The organism is Sphingomonas sp. PAMC26645, assembly GCF_004795835.1.
Lineage (GTDB): Bacteria > Pseudomonadota > Alphaproteobacteria > Sphingomonadales > Sphingomonadaceae > Sphingomonas.
The window spans coordinates 3,935,501-3,949,250 of the sequence record NZ_CP039249.1 but is presented as its reverse complement, the minus strand read 5'-3'; the positions used below and the strand labels follow the sequence as shown (position 1 = coordinate 3,949,250).

The window sequence follows — 13,750 nt, the reverse complement described above, 5'->3', positions numbered from 1 at the left end:
GACTGTGGCACACAGGCTCCAACATCAGGAGTCACATGACCATGGATCTCAGCTTCACGCCCGATGAAGAAGCGTTCCGCGAGGAAGTCCGCAGCTTCTTCCGCGACAAACTGCCCGCGCGGCTCTCGACGCTGGTCCGCGAGGGCAAGCGCCTGCGCAAATCGGACATGGAGGAATGGCACGCGATCCTCAACGAACGCGGCTGGCTGGCGAACCACTGGCCCGAGCAATGGGGTGGTCCCGGTTGGAGCGTGATCCAGCGGTTCATCTTCGACAATGAGTCCGCGCTCGCGCACGCCCCCCGCGTGGTGCCGTTCGGCGTCAACATGCTCGGGCCGGTGCTGATCAAATACGGCTCGGAAGAGCAGAAGAAGCAGTGGCTGCCGCGGATCCTCGACGGCTCCGACTGGTGGTGCCAGGGGTATTCGGAGCCCGGCGCCGGCTCCGATCTCGCGGGCCTGAAGACGACTGCCGTCCGGAAGGGCGACGTCTATGTCGTCAACGGCCAGAAGACCTGGACGACACTCGGCCAGCATGCCGACATGATCTTCTGCCTCGTGCGTACCGACCCAGCGGCCAAGAAGCAGGAAGGCATCTCGTTCCTGCTGATCGACATGAAGTCGCCCGGCATCGAAGTCCGCCCGATCACGCTGATCGACGGCGAGCAGGAGGTGAACGAGGTGTTCTTCACCGATGTCGAGGTGCCGGTGGCGAACCTCGTCGGCGAAGAGAATATGGGCTGGACCTACGCCAAATACCTACTGACCTATGAGCGCACCAACATCGCCGGCGTCGGCTTCTCGATCGCGTCGTTCGAGCGGCTGAAGGAATTCGCGCAGATGCAGAAGAAGGGCGGGCGCTCGCTGGCGGATGATCCCTTGTTCGCGGCGCGGATGGCACGGGTCGAGATCGATCTGGCGAACATGCAGACGACCAACCTGCGCGTGCTCGCGGCGGTCGCGGGCGGCGGTGCGCCCGGTGCGGAGAGTTCGATGCTCAAGATCAAGGGCACCGAAATCCGCCAGGAGATCACCTCGCTGACGCGTCGTGCCTACGGTTCGTACGCGGCCCCTTACATACCCGAAGCTCTGGAGGCCGGGTGGAACGGCGAGGATGTAGGCCCGGAGGACGCGGCGATGGCGGCGCCGAGCTATTTCAACAACCGCAAACTGTCGATCTTCGGCGGGTCGAACGAGATCCAGAAGAACATCATCTCCAAAGCCATCCTGGGTCTGTGATACCATGAACTTCGAACACACCGACGACCGCCGCATGCTCGCCGACACGCTCGTGCGGGCGTTGCGCGACGGCTATCCGATCGAGACGCGCAATGCGGGCGCGTATGGCGAGACGGGGTATGATCCGGCGGTCTGGCAGCAATTGACCGAACTCGGCATCGTATCCGCGCTGTTCGACGAGGCGGCGGGCGGCTTCGGCGGCAGCGGGTTCGACATCATGGTGGTGTTCGAGGCACTCGGCCGCGCGCTGGTGGTCGAGCCGTTCCTCGGCGCACTGATGGCGGGACGTGCGCTCGCGAAGGCTGGCGGGCATGACGAAACGCTCGCCGGAATTGTGTCGGGCGAAACGATCGCCGCGTTCGCGCATGAGGATGGCGCGACGCCGGTGACCGCGACGAAGAGCGGCGATGGCTGGACGCTCAGCGGGACGAAGGCTGTCGTTTCGCAGGCCGGTGCGGCGTCGGTGTTCGTCGTCACGGTCGAGCAGGATGGCGACCCGCTCGTGCTGCTCGTGCCGGCGGATACGGCCGGGGTGTCGGTCCGCAGCTTCAACGTCGTCGAAGGTGGCGCAGCCGGGGACGTGACGTTCGAGAACATGACGCTTGGCGCCGATGCGCGTGTCGGTGGCGAAGGGCAGGGGCAGGCGATCGTCGATGCGGCGGTCGGGGCGGGATTGCTCGCGCTGTCCGCCGAAGCGGTCGGCGCGATGGAGTTCGTCAAGGAAACGACGCTCGGCTACCTCCGCGACCGGAAACAGTTCGGCGTGCCGATCGGCAAGTTCCAGGCGCTCCAGCACCGCATGGCGACGGTGTTGCTCGAGATCGAGCAGGCCCATTCCGCGGTGATCAATGCGGCGTCGGCGTTCGACGGCGACGATGCGACGGCGCGCGCGCGTGCGCTGGCGGCTGCGAAATACACGATCGGGCGGACCGGGGCGCTGGTCGCGGAGGAAACGATCCAGCTTCATGGCGGGATCGGCATGACGTGGGAATATGCGGTGTCGCATTACGCCAAGCGGTTGGTGATGATCGATCACCAGTTGGGCGACGAGGATTATCACCTCCAACGTTACATCGCGCTCGGCTGAACCGGGCCTATTGGCTGTCTGGAATAGACCAAGCCAGCCCGCCCACAACGCGTACCCCTCCCTGAAAGGGAGGGCTAGGGGTGGGTTGGCTGCTTGTAACTTGGTACGCCAGCCAACCGACCGACCCACCCCCAACCCCTCCCTTCCAGGGAGGGGGGCAGATTAGTGCTCAGGCTCGACAGGAACGCTTTCCACCGGGACAACAGCATCCGGCCCGGTCTCCACCACACCCGTCTTGACCATGACCCGCTGCGCAATCATCGGCCGCAACCGCACCCCGACACAGATCACAGTCGGCCAGAGCAGCGTGTTGATGATGTCCAGCGAGGTATCCTCCCAGCGCCAGGACCCGAAGTTCAGCCGGTCCATGATCTCGTTGAACGCCTCGCCCGCGACGACCACCCACCATGGAATGAACGTCCCGAACGACCGCCGCGTGATCAGCCGCGCGATCATCAACAGCGCCATCCCTGCATGAATATGGAGGATGATATCCGGCAGGCCGGTGCCGTCGCCAATCGCGTCGATCATCTGGTGATAGAGTTTGGGGATCAACGCGCTGCTCCAGGCCCGGCGATGCTGCCATGCAACATCGATCTATACGGCCCTCACTCGGGGGCGGCAATCGGCGGGGGCGACACGCCTAGCATCAGCGGCTTGAGTTCGCCGATGGTCGAGTCCAGCCAGGCGATGAACCGGTCGATCCGCGCGATCCGGCGGACGTCGCGGTGGACGACGAGCCAGAACGAGCGCTGGATGTCGACTGCCTGAGGCAGCACGCGCACCAGTCCCGGCATTTGGTCGCCGATGAAGCACGGGAGTATTCCGCATCCCGCCCCCGCCGCGATCAGCTCGGCCTGCGCGACGATGCTCGAGCTGCGGATGGAGGCATCGAGCCGGCCGTCGATCTCCGCCAGATAGCGGAGCTCGGGCGCGTAGATCATGTCGGGCACGTAGCCGATCAGGCGGTGCCGCATCAGGTCCGCGGTGGTCGCGATCGGCCCTGTACGCGCGAGGTGATCGGGATGCGCGTAGAGGCCGAGGTGATAGTCCGTCAGCTTTCGCGCGACCAACGGGCCGCTCTTCGGGCGCGCGAGCATCACCGCGATATCCGCCTCTCGCCGTGAGGGATTGAGGAAGCCGGTCGACGCGATCAGGTCGACCGCAATCCGCGGATGCTGGTTGGTGAACGACGCGAGCCGCGGGGCGAGGATGCGACTGCCGAACCCTTCCGAGACGCTCAACCGGATCGGCCCCGCGAGCACGCCCGCGTCATTGCCGACCACCTCCTGGATGCCGAGCGCGGACGCCTCCATCGTTTCGGCATGGTGGAGCAATGCGGCGCCGCGCTCGGTCAGCGCGTAGCCCGCCACGGTCTGCTCGAACAACGTCGTCTGGAGTCGCCGCTCGAGCCGTTGCAGCCGTCGCGAGACCGTCGTCGCGTCTTGCCCGAGCAGTTTCGCGGCTGGCCCGAGCCTGTGCGTGCGCGCCAAAGCGAGGAAATACCGGACGTCGTCCCAATCCATGAACGCCTCACCCCATGCTGCACATTTGCAGAGCGTATCTGCAAACAGCCCTACTTGGCTGCGAAACGCTTATGGCGGACGATGCGCGCAACTAGAAGAGGATGCCCATGCGGACGATCGAGAATTTCGTGAGCGGTGCGGCCAGCACGGCCGAGCGCTTCGGTGACGTGTTCGACCCGAATTCGGGCGACGTGCAGGCGCGCGTGCGGCTGTCGGGTGCGACCGATCTGGATGCGGCCGTTGCCGCGGCGCAGAAGGCGCAGCCGGGCTGGGCCGCGACCAACCCGCAGCGTCGCGCGCGCGTGATGTTTGAGTTCAAGCGGCTCGTCGAGGCGAACATGGACGAACTGGCGCGATTGCTCTCGTCCGAGCACGGCAAGGTGATCGCGGATTCGAAGGGCGATATCCAGCGCGGGCTCGAGGTTATCGAGTTCTGCTGCGGCATTCCGCACATCCTAAAGGGCGAATATACGCAGGGCGCCGGGCCCGGGATCGACGTGTATTCGATGCGCCAGCCGCTGGGCATCGGTGCGGGCATCACGCCGTTCAACTTCCCGGCCATGATCCCGCTGTGGATGTCGGGCGTGGCGATCGCCACGGGTAATGCGTTCATCCTCAAGCCCAGTGAGCGCGATCCGTCGGTGCCGGTGCGGCTCGGTGAATTGTTCGTCGAGGCGGGGCTGCCCGAGGGCATCTTCCAGGTCGTCCACGGCGACAAGGAAATGGTCGACGCGATCCTCGATCATCCGGCGATCTCGGCGGTTAGCTTCGTCGGATCGTCCGACATCGCGCATTACGTGTACCGTCGCGGCGTCGAGGCGGGCAAGCGCGTCCAGGCGATGGGCGGCGCGAAGAACCACGGCATCGTCATGCCCGACGCGGACCTCGACCAGGTCGTCGCCGACCTGTCGGGCGCGGCGTTCGGGAGCGCCGGCGAGCGCTGCATGGCGCTGCCGGTGGTGGTCCCGGTCGGCGAGAAGACCGCGATCGCGCTGCGCGAAAAGCTGATCCCGGCGATCGCGGCTTTGCGGGTGGGCGTGTCGACCGACAACGACGCGCATTACGGGCCGGTGGTGAACGCGGCGCATCGCACCCGGATCGAGAACTGGATCCAGACCGGCGTCGACGAGGGCGCGGAACTGGTGGTCGATGGGCGCGGGTTTGCGTTGCAGGGGCATGAAAAGGGCTTCTTCATCGGGCCTTCGCTGTTCGATCACGTGACGACGGAGATGTCGGCGTACAAGGAGGAAATCTTCGGGCCGGTGCTCCAGATCGTCCGCGCCGCCGATTTCGAGGAGGCGGTGCGGCTGCCGAGCGAGCATCAATACGGCAACGGCGTCGCGATCTTCACGCGCAACGGCCACGCTGCACGCGAGTTCGCGGCGCGGGTGAACGTCGGGATGGTGGGCATCAACGTGCCGATCCCGGTGCCGGTCGCGTACCATACGTTCGGCGGCTGGAAGCGCTCGGCGTTCGGAGACACGAACCAGCACGGCATGGAGGGCGTGAAGTTCTGGACCAAGGTCAAGACGATCACGCAGCGTTGGCCGGACGGGTCTGCACTGCCGGCGATGGCCGAGGATGGTGGGCCTGCGCGCAATAACGACGCGTTCGTTATTCCGACGATGGGGTGATTAGGGTGCGCCTGGCAACCGTCGCCCTCGTCGTTCGCGACTATGACGAAGCGATTGCGTATTTCGTCGGTACGCTGGGTTTCGTGATGGTCGAGGATAGCGATCTGGGCGGCGGCAAGCGTTGGGTGCGTGTCGCAGTTCCAGGTGGTGGTTCGGCGCTGTTGCTCGCCAAGGCGGTTGGCGATGAGCAGATCGCGGCGGTCGGCAAGGCCGGTGGCGGGCGTGTTTCCTATTTCCTGAACACCGACGATTTCTGGGCATCTTACGCGGCGCTGAAAGCCAACGGCGTTGATTTCGTCGAGGCGCCGCGCGACGAGCCCTATGGATGGGTCGTCGTGTTCGCCGACCTCTACGGCAACCAATGGGATCTGGTCGGATTGACCGCAGACGCAAAAGCCAATGGAGCTTCCTCGTGACCAACCAGTTCGACCTCACCGACGACCAGCGCGAAATCCAGGACCTGGCGCGCCGCTTTACCGCCGACCGGATCACGCCGCATGCGGCCGAGTGGGATGAGAAGCACATCTTCCCGCGTGAGACGATCAAGGCGGCGGCGGAACTCGGCTTCGCGGCGATTTATGTCAGCGAGGAGAGCGGTGGGATCGCGCTCGGGCGGCTCGAAGCGGCGCTGATCATGGAGGCGATGTCGTATGGATGTCCCTCGACGTCGGCGTTCATCAGCATTCATAACATGGCGGCGTGGATGATCGATCGGTTCGGGTCGCAGGGGGTGAAGGACAAGTATCTTCCCGACCTGGTGACGATGGACCGGCTTGCAAGCTATTGCCTGACTGAACCGGGTTCGGGCTCCGATGCGGCGGCGTTGAAGACGCGCGCGGTGCGCGACGGTGACGACTGGATCGTGACGGGCTCGAAGCAGTTCATCTCGGGTGCGGGCGAGAACGAGGTGTATGTGACGATGGTCCGCACCGGTGAGGACGGGCCGAAGGGCATCTCGTGTCTGGTGATCGAGAAGGACATGCCGGGCGTGTCGTTCGGGGCGAACGAGAAGAAGCTTGGCTGGCATTCTCAGCCGACGCGGCAGGTAATCTTCGATGGCGTCCGCGTGCCGGGGGCGAACATGGTCGGCGGGGAGGGCGAGGGCTTTCGGATCGCGATGATGGGGCTCGACGGCGGGCGGCTGAACATCGGTGCGTGTTCGCTCGGTGGGGCGCAGCGGTGTCTCGATGAGGCGATCGCCTATACCAAGGACCGGAAACAGTTCGGGAAGGCTATCGCCGATTTCCAGAACACGCAGTTCATGCTGGCCGACATGGCGACCGAACTGGAGGCGGCGCGTGCGCTGCTGTATATGGCGGCGGCGAAGGTGACGGCGAACGCGTCCGACAAGACCAAGTTCGCGGCTATGGCGAAGCGGCTGGCGACGGATACCGGCTCGTCGGTGGTCGACCGTGCGTTGCAGCTGCATGGCGGCTACGGGTATCTGCAGGACTATCCGATCGAGCGCTTCTGGCGCGACCTGCGCGTGCATTCGATCCTTGAGGGGACGAACCAGGTCATGCGGATGATCGTCGGTCGCGAACTGACGCGGCAGTGAGTCCGCGCAGCTTTGCTAATTCCTTCTGCTCCGCGGCTCCGCGTCTCCGCGTGAATCAAGAATTTTTGCACGCGGAGACGCGGAGGCGCGGAGATGGTGCTTTGGAGGTGAAAGCGTGACCGATGATCTGATCGTCGAGAGTGAAGGGCCTGTCGGCCGTATCCGGTTGAACCGACCGAAGGCATTGCACGCGTTGACTCTGGCGATGTGCGAAGGCGTGCTCGAGGCGCTGGAGGCGTGGCGTGGCGATGCGGCGGTCGAGGCGATCGTGGTGGATCATGCCGAAGGGCGTGGGTTCTGTGCTGGCGGGGATATCCGCATGCTTGCCGCTTCCGGCGCGACCGATGGCGTCGAGGCGCGGGCGTTCTTTCATGCCGAGTACCGGATGAACCACCGGCTGTTCACCTATGCCAAGCCGATCGTCGCGTTCATGGACGGGATCACGATGGGTGGCGGCGTCGGCCTTGCACTGCCGTGCCGGTTTCGAGTGGCGACTGAGAACACCAAGTTCGCGATGCCGGAGACGGGGATCGGGCTGTTCCCGGATGTCGGCGGCGGCTGGTATCTGTCGCGGTTGCCGGGGCGGATCGGGCAGTATCTCGCGCTGACCGGGCACCGGCTCGATGGCGCGGAGTGTCTCGCGCTAGGGTTGGCGACGCATTTTCTCGCGGGCGATACTCTCGATACGGCCAAGGCGGGGATCGCGGAGACGCCGCAGAATATTGCGGGCGTGCTCGACGGTTTGGCGGTGCCGGCGCCCGACGCGAAGATTCTCGCGTGGAAGGACGACATCGATCGGCTGTTCGCCTCCGACGTGCTGGAGGACATCTACGCTGCGCTCGAAGCCGATGGCGGGGAATGGGCCGCGCAGACGCTCGCGACGTTGAAGACCAAGTCGCCGCAGACGATGAAGGTGTCGCTCCGGTTGCTCCATGAAGGCGCGGCGATGGCGAGTTTCGCGGACGAGATGCGGCAGGAATATGCGGTCGGCGCGCAGGTCGTGCAGCGGCATGATTTCATCGAAGGCGTGCGGGCGGTGATCGTCGACAAGGACAATGCGCCGCGCTGGGATCCGGCGACGCCCGAGGATGTGACCGATCATGTGATTGACCAGATCTTCGCGCCGTTGCCGGAGCATGAGGCGTGGACGCCGGGCTGACTCGTCATCCTGACGAAAGTCAGGATCCAGGGTTACAGATGCCCACATGTGTGGCTCTGGGTCCTGGATCGAGTCCAGGATGACGTAGTAATTGGAGAACGACATGGCCGAATATGAAACGATACTGGTCGAACAGCGTGGCGGCGTCACGCTCGTCACGTTGAACCGGCCGCAGGCGCTGAATGCGCTCAATTCGCAGGTGCTGGCCGACCTGATCGCCGCGTTCGCCGCGTTCGATGCGGATGCGTCGCAGGGCTGCGCGGTGCTGACCGGGTCGGCCAAGGCGTTCGCGGCGGGGGCGGACATCAAGGAGATGCAGTCGCAGGGCTTCGCGGAGATGTACGCGAGCAACTTCTTTGCCGGCTGGGAGCATTTCACGCGGACGCGCAAGCCGATCATCGCGGCGGTGGCAGGCTATGCGCTTGGCGGCGGGTGCGAGCTGGCGATGATGTGCGACTTCATCCTCGCGGCGGATACCGCCAAGTTCGGCCAGCCCGAGATCAAGCTCGCCGTGTCGCCGGGCATGGGTGGATCGCAGCGGCTTACGCGCGCGGTCGGCAAGGCCAAGGCGATGGAGATGTGCCTGACCGGGCGGATGATGGATGCCGAGGAAGCGGAGCGCTCAGGCCTCGTCTCGCGGATCATCCCCGCCGCGGATCTGGTCGAGGAAGCGGTAAAGACGGCGGCCACGATCGCGGCGATGGCGCCGCTGGCGGTGCTGGCGAACAAGGAAATGGTCGACGCGGCGTTCGAGACGGGGCTCGCGATGGGCGTGCAGTTCGAACGGCGGCTGTTCCACGGGCTGTTCGGGACTGAGGACCAGAGCGAGGGCATGGCCGCGTTCGTCGAGAAGCGCGCCGGGACCTGGACGGGGAAATGAACCGGATTCCCCTCCCGCTTGCGGGAGGGGTCAGGGGAGGGGCGTGCCTCGATTGCCGACGCAACGTGTGCGGCACTGCCCCCCCCCAGCCCCTCCCGTGAACGGGAGGGGAGCAAGATTAGGAGAGAGAACATGGCACGGATCGGTTTCATCGGGCTCGGCAACATGGGCGGCGGGATGGCGGCGAACCTCGCCAAGAAGGGCCACGACGTTCGCGCGTTCGATCTGAGCGTCGACGCGCTGGACAAGGCGAAGGCCGCGGGCTGCCTGCCGGTTGCATCGGCTGCCGAAGCCGCGAACGGTGCCGAGGCAATCGTGACGATGCTCCCCGCCGGCAAGCATGTCGCGGAGGTCTATGACGCGCTGTTCGCCGTCGCATCGCCCTCCGCGATTCTGATCGACTGCTCGACGATCGACGTCGCCACCGCCAAGCAGGTCGTCGCCGCCGCGCAGGCCAAGGGACTCGTCGCGGTTGACGCGCCCGTCTCGGGCGGGATCGGCGCGGCGAATGCGGGGACGCTCACCTTCATGGTCGGTGGCTCGGCGGAGGCGTTCGACCGGGCGCAGGCGATCCTTGCCGACATGGGCAAGGCGGTCATCCACGCCGGCGCGAACGGTGCGGGACAGGCGGCGAAGATCTGCAACAACATGATCCTCGGCGCGACGATGATCGCGACCTGCGAGGCGTTCGTGCTGGCGGAGAAGCTCGGGCTCGATGCGCAGGCGTTTTACGACATAGCGAGCGTGGCGTCGGGGCAGAGCTGGTCGATGACGACGTACGCGCCGCTCCCCGGCATCGGTCCCGATACGCCGGCCGATCATGACTATCAGGGCGGCTTTGCGGCGGCGCTGATGCTCAAGGACTTGCGGCTTGCGATGGCGGCGGCGAAGGACACCGGCGCGGATACGCCGATGGGTGCGAAGGCTGCCGAGCGTTACGAGGCGTTTGCCGAGGCCGGGCAGGGCGGGCTCGACTTCTCGGCGATCATCCGCACGCTGCGCGGTTAGGTCTTAGAGGAAGCGGATCAGCATCAGCAGCAGGCCGAGGATCGACACCGTCCAACACAGGCTGCGGACATATTTGATGCCGAACAGATAGAGCGGGATGTAGGCGATCCGCGCACCGAACCAGAGCCAGGCGCCGATCGCACCCAGTCCGCCGGTGCGATCGGTGACCGCCAGCCCGAGCGCGAGCGCGACGAAGACCGGGTAGGTTTCCTGGAAATTCTTGAGCGCACGTTCGGCGCGGCCGGCCATTTCGCCAAGCGGCTTCTGCTCGCCGTCGCGGGGGCCCGCGTTCCAGTCGAGCCCGCGGTCGCGCGTCGCGGTCTGGCCCTGGATCATGACGTACGCGAACAGCAGGACTGTCGACCAGCCCAGCAGCAGCAATTCCGTCGGTAAATGCGTCATGATCAATCTCCGCTAGGGCAGCGGGTCTCGAACGCTGCTAGCGTGCTTGTGTTGCAACCTTGATCTGCTGATCCGCAAGCGATTGGCGGGCATCGTGTTCGCGGTGAAACGCGCGGTCGGCGTCGTCGATCGCGCCGAGCAATGCGCCGAAGCAGGGGGCATCGTCGATCGGATAGACGCGCGACAGATCGTGACCCAACGCAAACACGTCGCGTTGCGTGAGAAGTCCGATCGCGACGATACGGTCTGGGTCGGACATGTTAGGCTCCCGTGGTGCAATATAAGTTAACGCGCTCTACGCGTTAACGGTACCGGCCTATCGCGAAAACACGCCCAGCGGAGCGTCAACCAAGGCCGAGCTGCTCGCGCGCCTGCCACCGGGCCATCATCAGCACCGACACCACCGCCAATCCGGTCGCCAGCCCGGTCCAGATACCGACGCCGCCCCAGCCGCGGGCAAAGGCGAGCCATGCGCCGACCCCGATGCCGATCCCCCAATAGCCGATCGCAGCGAAGATCATCGGCACCGTGGTATCCCCCAATCCGCGCAACATGCCCGCGCCGATTACCTGCGCGCCGTCGACCACCTGGAATATCGCAGCCACCGCGAGCAGCGAGATCGCGAGCGCCACCACAGGTGCGTTCGCAGGCGCATCGACGTCGAGGATGATCCCAATCAGCAACTGTGGGGCGAGGATCAGCAGCGCGGCGGTCAGCACCATGAAGCTCTCGCCGATCGCGAACGCCGCCCAACCAGCGCGCCCTATGCCGGCCCGGTCGCCACGCCCCGACGCCAGGCCGACGCGGATCGTCGCCGCCTGCGCGATGCCGAGTGGGACCATGAAGGTGACGCTGGCGATCTGGATCGCGATTGCATGCGCTGCCAGCGGTACGGTGCCGAGCAGCCCCATCAGGAACACCGCCGCGATGAACACGGTGGATTCGAACCCGAGCGTGATCGCGATCGGCAGGCCCAGCGTCCACACCGCACGGTATCGTGGCCAGTCGGCGCGCCAGAACCGGCCGAGCAGGCGGTAGCGGCGGAACGGCTTGGCGTAGACGATGACCGCCGCCATCGCGACGAAGCTCAGGCCGTTGGCGATGCTGCTCGCCATCCCCGAACCGAGCAAGCCGAGCGCGGGGAGGCCGGCGTGGCCGAAGATCAGCAGCCAGTTGAGCCCGGCGTTGACGATCAGCAGCCCGACCATCACCACCAGCGACCAAGCGGGTTTCTCAAGTGCTGCAACGAATGCGCGGAGCACGAGGAAGCAGAGGCTCGGCAGCATCCCCCACATCACCGCGCGCACGAACCGCGCCGCCTCGTGCGCGAGCAGCGGATCCTGGTCGAGCAGGTGGACGAGGATCGGCTCGGCGTTCCACAACACGATCCACGAGGGCAGGCAGAGCGTTGCGGCGACCCAAATCGTCTGGCGCACGGTCCGCCGGATATCCCGCACCGCGTGCGGCCGCGCGCCGCGCTCGCGTGCGATCATCGGGACGGCGGCGGTGGTGAGGCCCATGCCGAAGATCAGGAAGACGAGGTAGAGGTTGAGGCCGAGCGTTGCCGCCGCCAGCGTGTCCGACCCGAGCCGCCCGAGCATCGCGACGTCGGTCGCGCCGACCAGCGCCTGGGCCAGGTTGGTCGCGACCAATGGCCAAGCGAGTTTCAGCGTGGCGGCGAACTCGGTACGCCAGGGGCGGGGCGGGGTGGACGTCATGCGCTGGCTTTAGCTTGGTTGGGGGGCTTGTCGATTGCTCCCGTCGATCCTCCCCCGGGAGCGGGGGCGTCCGAGACGACGGAGGGGGAGGAAACGCAACGGATGTCATCCATGCCGCCCCCCCCGTCAGGCGAGTGCCTGCCACCTCCCCCTGGCGGGGGAGGATCGATAGGGCACGAATTCGGTGCGAACGGCACGAGTCGAATTGCCTAACGCTTCCCAACCACTCCGTCATCCTGACGAAAGTCAGGATCCAGGGTAACGGGTAGTGCCCTGTTTGGCTCTGGATCCTGACTTTCGTCAGGATGACGGGGCGCGCGCGCGCTGACGTCCGACCCCACGCTGGGCTCCATTCTACCGCATCAACCCAGCAGCGCGGAGGGCGTTCTCGATCGTCGCCTGGATACCGGTGGGCGCTTCGGCTCGTGGCTTCGATGTAGGCTTCGGCGAGACGGGAATCGCGATCTTGGCGACGCGTTCGACTGGTGCCGGCTTGATCGCAGTCTCCGCTTTTGCCGCCGCAACCAAACCCCAGGATTTCGCGATCACCGCCGTGCTCGAAATCCCGACGTCGAGCATGAACGGCCCCGCAGCGCCTAAGCGCTCGCCGCGCAACGGATCGATCGGCGTGCCGTGGCCCATGCCCGGCACGGTCCAGTCTTCGACGACATCGCGGCCTTCCGCGTCCGACCAGATCCGGTGGACGGCGGTGCCTACTCGCTCGGTGCGCACGGCCTTCGCATCGACGCCGTGGATACCGCGCCATTGCCGCGCGATGATGTCCGCGTTCGCTACGCTCACCGTCGCGTCCGCGCCGCCGTGCCAGATCGCGAGCGTCGGCCAGCGTCCGTGGTTTCCACGCGCGCCGCTGCGGACCGCGTCAACCAACGCGGTATCGCTGGTATCTCCATGCCCGCGCATCCGGTCGAGCGCCTGCGACACGCCGGTCGCGGTACCGTAGGCGAGCCCGCCGATCACCGCGCCACCCGCGAACAGGTCCGGGCGTGTGACGAGCATCGCCATCGTCATCGCGCCGCCCGCCGACAGCCCGGTGACGTACACGCGGCTGCGATCAAGGCTATGGCGCGTGATCATCGCCTCCGTCATCTGCGCGATCGATTCCGCCTCGCCGCCGGCTTGTGCGGTGTCCTCCGATGCGAACCAGTTGAAGCAGAGATTGGGGTTGTTCGCGCGCGTCTGCTCGGGGAAGACCAGCGCGAAGCCTGCGCGATCGGCGAGCTTCGACCAGCCTGAACCATGGTCATAGCCTGCCGCGGTCTGCGTGCAGCCGTGGAGGACGACGACCAGTGGCGCGTTCGCGCGCAGGTCGGCTGGAACGTAGCTGAAGCCGAGCAGTGCGCCCGGATTGGTCCCGAATTCGGTCAGTGGCGTCAGGCGGCTGGGCGCAGTGTCGCGCGGCGTCGGCGCTCCGGCGCGCGCCATGCGGGCAAGGGTATCGGCGATGTTTCTCACGGTAATCGAGCCTTTCGTCGCCAGCGTACTCGGCCGCGATCTTATCTCAACGTCGCACGTACATCAT

Annotated in this window: 14 protein-coding genes; 8 read left to right on the top strand and 6 right to left on the bottom strand. The window is 65.9% G+C overall.

Annotated features, from left to right (window positions below; genetic code table 11):
* Positions 1-41 precede the first annotated feature (41 nt).
* Entirely contained in the window at positions 42-1,238 is a 1,197-nt protein-coding gene (locus E5673_RS18035; protein ID WP_136191612.1) for an acyl-CoA dehydrogenase family protein, read from the top strand.
* Between the two features lie 4 nt (positions 1,239-1,242).
* Positions 1,243-2,325, top strand: a complete 1,083-nt coding sequence (locus E5673_RS18030) for an acyl-CoA dehydrogenase (protein WP_136191061.1) — start codon at positions 1,243-1,245, stop codon at positions 2,323-2,325.
* Positions 2,326-2,487: 162 nt separating this feature from the next.
* On the opposite strand, the gene E5673_RS18025 is transcribed toward E5673_RS18030, so the two are convergent.
* Together E5673_RS18025 and E5673_RS18020 are read right to left on the bottom strand one after the other, a co-directional pair.
* Entirely contained in the window at positions 2,488-2,856 is a 369-nt protein-coding gene (locus E5673_RS18025) for a hypothetical protein (protein ID WP_235519029.1), read from the bottom strand.
* Between the two features lie 77 nt (positions 2,857-2,933).
* Positions 2,934-3,851, bottom strand: a complete 918-nt coding sequence (locus E5673_RS18020; protein WP_136191060.1) for a LysR family transcriptional regulator — start codon at positions 3,849-3,851, stop codon at positions 2,934-2,936.
* A gap of 107 nt (positions 3,852-3,958) precedes the next feature.
* On the opposite strand from E5673_RS18020, the gene E5673_RS18015 reads away from it, so the two are divergent.
* The 6 genes from E5673_RS18015 to mmsB all read left to right on the top strand — a co-directional run bounded on the left by E5673_RS18015 (position 3,959) and on the right by mmsB (position 10,090).
* Complete coding sequence (locus E5673_RS18015; protein WP_136191059.1) at positions 3,959-5,485, top strand: CoA-acylating methylmalonate-semialdehyde dehydrogenase; 1,527 nt, start codon at positions 3,959-3,961, stop codon at positions 5,483-5,485.
* Between the two features lie 5 nt (positions 5,486-5,490).
* On the top strand, positions 5,491-5,901 hold the full coding sequence (locus E5673_RS18010) for a VOC family protein (RefSeq protein ID WP_247599464.1): 411 nt from the start codon (positions 5,491-5,493) through the stop codon (positions 5,899-5,901).
* Positions 5,898-7,043: an acyl-CoA dehydrogenase family protein gene (locus E5673_RS18005; protein ID WP_136191058.1), complete on the top strand. Its 1,146-nt coding sequence runs from the start codon at positions 5,898-5,900 to the stop codon at positions 7,041-7,043. Before E5673_RS18010 ends, E5673_RS18005 begins: the two co-directional genes overlap by 4 nt.
* Before the next feature lie 115 nt (positions 7,044-7,158).
* A complete protein-coding gene (locus E5673_RS18000) occupies positions 7,159-8,202 on the top strand; it encodes an enoyl-CoA hydratase/isomerase family protein (RefSeq protein ID WP_136191057.1) in 1,044 nt (347 codons plus the stop codon).
* 103 nt (positions 8,203-8,305) lie between these two features.
* Positions 8,306-9,082: an enoyl-CoA hydratase gene (locus tag E5673_RS17995; protein ID WP_136191056.1), complete on the top strand. Its 777-nt coding sequence runs from the start codon at positions 8,306-8,308 to the stop codon at positions 9,080-9,082.
* Between the two features lie 132 nt (positions 9,083-9,214).
* A complete protein-coding gene (gene mmsB / locus E5673_RS17990) occupies positions 9,215-10,090 on the top strand; it encodes a 3-hydroxyisobutyrate dehydrogenase (protein ID WP_136191055.1) in 876 nt (291 codons plus the stop codon).
* 3 nt (positions 10,091-10,093) lie between these two features.
* Here the strand turns inward: mmsB and E5673_RS17985 are convergent, their stop codons facing one another.
* From E5673_RS17985 to E5673_RS17970, 4 genes are all read right to left on the bottom strand, one after another.
* Positions 10,094-10,492 (bottom strand): MAPEG family protein, encoded by a 399-nt coding sequence (locus tag E5673_RS17985; protein WP_136191054.1) that lies wholly within the window; start codon positions 10,490-10,492, stop codon positions 10,094-10,096.
* A gap of 37 nt (positions 10,493-10,529) precedes the next feature.
* Positions 10,530-10,751, bottom strand: coding sequence for a hypothetical protein (locus tag E5673_RS17980; protein WP_136191053.1), 222 nt, complete (start codon positions 10,749-10,751; stop codon positions 10,530-10,532).
* Between the two features lie 85 nt (positions 10,752-10,836).
* The gene (locus E5673_RS17975) at positions 10,837-12,210 is read right to left on the bottom strand and encodes an MATE family efflux transporter (RefSeq protein ID WP_136191052.1); all 1,374 of its coding nucleotides are present in this window, start codon (positions 12,208-12,210) and stop codon (positions 10,837-10,839) included.
* Positions 12,211-12,564: 354 nt separating this feature from the next.
* Positions 12,565-13,653: a PHB depolymerase family esterase gene (locus tag E5673_RS17970; protein ID WP_136191051.1), complete on the bottom strand. Its 1,089-nt coding sequence runs from the start codon at positions 13,651-13,653 to the stop codon at positions 12,565-12,567.
* Positions 13,654-13,750 lie beyond the last annotated feature (97 nt).

Coding starts and splice junctions, on each gene's coding strand:
- E5673_RS18030 (WP_136191061.1), top strand. CDS start 1,243: ATGAACTTCGAACACACCGACGACCGCCGCATGCTCGCCGACACGCTC.
- E5673_RS18015 (WP_136191059.1), top strand. CDS start 3,959: ATGCGGACGATCGAGAATTTCGTGAGCGGTGCGGCCAGCACGGCCGAG.
- mmsB (WP_136191055.1), top strand. CDS start 9,215: ATGGCACGGATCGGTTTCATCGGGCTCGGCAACATGGGCGGCGGGATG.
- E5673_RS17985 (WP_136191054.1), bottom strand. CDS start 10,492: ATGACGCATTTACCGACGGAATTGCTGCTGCTGGGCTGGTCGACAGTC.
- E5673_RS18025 (WP_235519029.1), bottom strand. CDS start 2,856: ATGATCGACGCGATTGGCGACGGCACCGGCCTGCCGGATATCATCCTC.
- E5673_RS17975 (WP_136191052.1), bottom strand. CDS start 12,210: ATGACGTCCACCCCGCCCCGCCCCTGGCGTACCGAGTTCGCCGCCACG.
- E5673_RS17995 (WP_136191056.1), top strand. CDS start 8,306: ATGGCCGAATATGAAACGATACTGGTCGAACAGCGTGGCGGCGTCACG.
- E5673_RS18020 (WP_136191060.1), bottom strand. CDS start 3,851: ATGGATTGGGACGACGTCCGGTATTTCCTCGCTTTGGCGCGCACGCAC.
- E5673_RS17980 (WP_136191053.1), bottom strand. CDS start 10,751: ATGTCCGACCCAGACCGTATCGTCGCGATCGGACTTCTCACGCAACGC.
- E5673_RS17970 (WP_136191051.1), bottom strand. CDS start 13,653: ATGGCGCGCGCCGGAGCGCCGACGCCGCGCGACACTGCGCCCAGCCGC.
- E5673_RS18035 (WP_136191612.1), top strand. CDS start 42: ATGGATCTCAGCTTCACGCCCGATGAAGAAGCGTTCCGCGAGGAAGTC.